Origin of the sequence: Salinicola sp. CPA57 (assembly GCF_003206035.1) — a bacterium.
GTDB lineage: Bacteria > Pseudomonadota > Gammaproteobacteria > Pseudomonadales > Halomonadaceae > Salinicola > Salinicola socius.
In genome coordinates this window covers 1-3,627 of the sequence record NZ_PZJR01000035.1, presented here as the reverse complement: position 1 = coordinate 3,627, position 3,627 = coordinate 1, and the positions used below count along the sequence as shown (strand labels likewise).

Below are 3,627 nucleotides of genomic sequence, written 5' to 3'. Positions count from 1 at the left end.
GCAGCTCCCATGCCTGCGCTAAGTAAACCGACACCTGAACTAAACAACCGGTTCCAGTCGGCACCGCTGTTTGTATCGTCCAGCAACTCTTGGTCGACTGCCAGCAAGAGATTCCATGAAGTCAGCCCGAGTGCCAGAAGCTTGCCGTAATTCCCGGTACCTGCAATGGTTCCCGCGACATCGCGAGCACTCTGGGCCACGTCTGCCCACTGCTGTTGGGTCTGCGCCGCTTCATAGGTCTCTCCTGGCGCGCTATTCTCGATCAGACGTCGAACCACCGCCGGATCGAGCCCGAAGAATGGAATCGTCGTCGTGACGACAACGCCATTTTCGGCCATCGGGGCGGAGAAATTGCCGCCGCCCCCCGTCAGCGCGGGCATGGCAATATCCGTATCGACGCCTCTATTCGTCTTATTGTCCCGGTAGCGTTGGCTGATCTGCTGGAACCAGTGGGCGTACTGCGCCATTGTCATCTTGACATCGATGAGTTGAGGTAGCGGTGCTTCGCCTCGTTGGACATCAGGGCCACTCATCCATGCCAACTGCTCGAGTCGTATGAAGTTGCGCAGAGCAGGTTTGGTCTCGCTATCGGAGCCAACGATCAGGTCCTGGGTGACGAGCGCCGCGATGGCGTTGCCGATCGTATTGGAGATTTGCCCGTGGATAGGGTGCAGTCGGTTGATGATATCGTCGGCGGTAGGCCTTCTACCGTTCAACATTAGCGTGGAAGCCTGCTGCGTTCGGAAACGTTCTCCCCAGGCCTCTAGCGCGTCGGTCGACAGATGCTCTCCCTCGGCAAGGGAAGATACCGTGCTCCGTGCCTGTGCCATCAGCGCGGCATTATTGGAAAACAGACCGGATAGAATGACCGATTCTTCATTCATCATCGCTGCTGCCAACGACTGCCACAGCTCACCACTGGCAGGGGCCAAGACACCACCCCGTAGCGTGTTGGCCAACAGGCCGCTCAGCCCCAATCCCATCCAGTAATCGGATTGGCTATAGCGCCCGATCACATCGGCCAGGTGGTGCTTCACCCAGAGCGAGTAATCGGCATCGTGAAGTGCCAGCAGGGGTTCGCAGACACGGGTACGCGCTTGATGCCGATCGGCAAATTCTTCTAACTCTTTGGCGTCATAAAGCTTGTCGAGCTGGTCGGCGTGTCTATCCGCTATCTGCTCGGCTTCGGATTTAGTGTTGTGGAGCAGGAACTCATTGCGTTGAATCTCTCGGTCATAAAACGGATCACGCCGCATTACCTCGGCCGTCCTAGCGACCGCTGGATCGTCGCTGGCAGCTCGGCGGTCGATCTCTGCCTGTTGCTCGGCCTTCTCCTGCTTCAGTCGCTCGATCTCGGCTCTCAGTCGCTCCCGTTCTGCATTCCGTGCTGTGGTCTCACGCCGCTGCTCACGTAGAAAGTCCTCTTTTTCTGTCTCAGCCTCGCGTACGGCCTGATTCAACTGACCTACACGCCGCTGATGCTGGGCGCGCTCCCGAGGTGAGGCCCCCTCACGAGAATACTCCTTCTCATGAAAAGCATCCCGCTCGGCGCACGCTTTATCGATTTTGTCACTCAGTGACTGCTCCTGACTCGCCACGTAGTTACGCGCAAAGTTTTGCTTGAAAGCGTCGATGGCCTGCATGCAGAGCAGCTTGCGCCGAGTCTCTTCACTTTCGCAGACGAAATTCTCGACCTCGGCCAACGCCTGATGCCGATAGGCGTTCAACTCATCGATGATGCCGATCTCGTCCTTGACCGCGAGAATGAGCCCCTTGCCCTGGTATTCACTGCCGGCATGGTCGAGCCGGCGCTGCATGGCGCCCCTGAGCTCGCGGGGTTTATATAGCGGTCGCGCCGGGCCGCTGGACCAGAACTGTTCGTCCAGGCTCTCTGCCGCCGCGCTGTATTCGGCGACTTTTTCCAACTCATCCGTACCGAAGGCGAACGATTGCTGCTGCCCACCGACCCAACTCGGGATATTCACCTGCTGCATGTGGGCGTTACGCCAGTCCGCGTCTTTCCCGATCATGCGGATATGGGCTTCGGGCCAGGAGTGCTCGCTGAATGCGTAGTAGAGCGTGCCCGAGTCCTCGGGAAACGGCAGGGTAACGAGGGAGGCGTCCAGGACATCGCCGGGATTGGTCTTGCAGCGATCCGGGAACTTGATGTCGTCCAGCGCAGGCGGCTGTAGTACGGGGAACTGATAGTACTTACCGTCGCTGGTGATCGCGTAGGCGTACCAGTGCTGGCCGTTGGGGTTGTCCTGATCGTAGAAGTAGAGATACCCCTGACGCAGCTGACGCAGAATGTATTTGTTGACCTGGCTGCCGGTGCTCTGCGTAATCTCCGCCTTGACCTCTTCGGGCACGCTCCTACCCTGCTCTTCACCGCCGACCAGAGTCTTGTCCAGCAGGATGCCGGTGAACTCCTGGATTCTCGAGGGATCGAGCTCCGGAATATCACCGTTGCGGCCGTTACGCTGACACACGGCATAGCGCACGAGAAGGATCGGTAGTCCCTTGCGTTCACAGAACTGGCAGCGCCCGCTTTCCTGGCCCGCCGTCTCATTTTCCGCTGCGTGAGCGCTCACTTGAGATGGTGCCGTCATACTATGTCATCTCCCCCATGTCCGATATCGCTTCCCAGTCAGCGTCGGAAAGCTGATTCGACAATCCAATGTAATTCAACCGTCCGCCCAGGCGGCCCAGCAGCGCCTGCATGATCGGGTGGCGATGAAAATCGATCCGCGTGGTCAGCCCGTGAAGGACGAAGGTGGCCACGTCGGGTCGGTCCCGCAGACCGGCGCGGTGCGCGGCGACGAGCAAGGCGTCGACGCTTTCCGCGGGGGCTTTCGACAGGCCCGCCGAGCCAGGGAGCGTGCGATAGAGTTCCCGGCAGCGGTTGATCTGGCCGATACGCTGAATGGCATGCCACTGCTCGGCGCTTAGTTTCAGGCCACCAAGCCGGCGCACCTCCCCGTGCGGATCGAGACAGCGCAGATGCAGCTCAGTGTCGAGATAGGCCCAGCGGTCGATGGGACCCAAAAGCGCCGAGAGCTGCCAGGGCTCGAGGATCCGCGGCAAATGTTCCAGCACCCTAGGATCGTAGAAGCGCAGCAGGGCAGGCTTCCCTTCCGGCGTCATTTGCTTGAGCTGACGACTGAGGTAAGTGGCGATGCGGGTGCTCGCATGGCGCGAGATCAGCCAGCCGCAGAGCGGCACAGGCCCGAGCAGGCCAGCGCCACGCTCGGCACGCTGCCGCTCCAGTTGCGACGCCAGCTGCGCGGACCGGTATTGGCCTATACGTTCGAGATAGAGACGCTGGGCCGGGGTCTGGGCCAGCAACGGGTGACGAATCAGCGTCGCCTGCTGGCGCGCCTCGTCGCTCAGCACCCAGCCGGGCGCCTCCGAAGGGTCCACCAGGCGGTACAGACGCCCTTCCCTGGCGGCCTCGCTGGCTTCGGTCATCCATGCCTCGTCGCTCATGCTGTCCATCGCTAGCTTTCCACGCTACCGTCGCCGCTGCTTGCCGCAGCCTGACTCTTGCTGGCACAGAGCACGTCTTCCCCCTCCGGCCGCTCGGGCATGGACGCGTTCAGACTCGCCGGGCCCCCAAAACTCTTCGTC

The 3,627-nt window shown here is 60.7% G+C and carries 2 protein-coding genes; both read right to left on the bottom strand.

The annotated features are described in order from the left end of the window. A partial coding sequence (locus tag DOM36_RS19830) for a T6SS effector BTH_I2691 family protein (protein WP_198651349.1) occupies nt 1-2,609 on the bottom strand: 2,609 nt, incomplete at its 3' end. A gap of 1 nt (nt 2,610) precedes the next feature. Next, nucleotides 2,611-3,486, bottom strand: coding sequence for a DUF4123 domain-containing protein (locus DOM36_RS19825; protein ID WP_157958718.1), 876 nt, complete (start codon nt 3,484-3,486; stop codon nt 2,611-2,613). Nucleotides 3,487-3,627 lie beyond the last annotated feature (141 nt).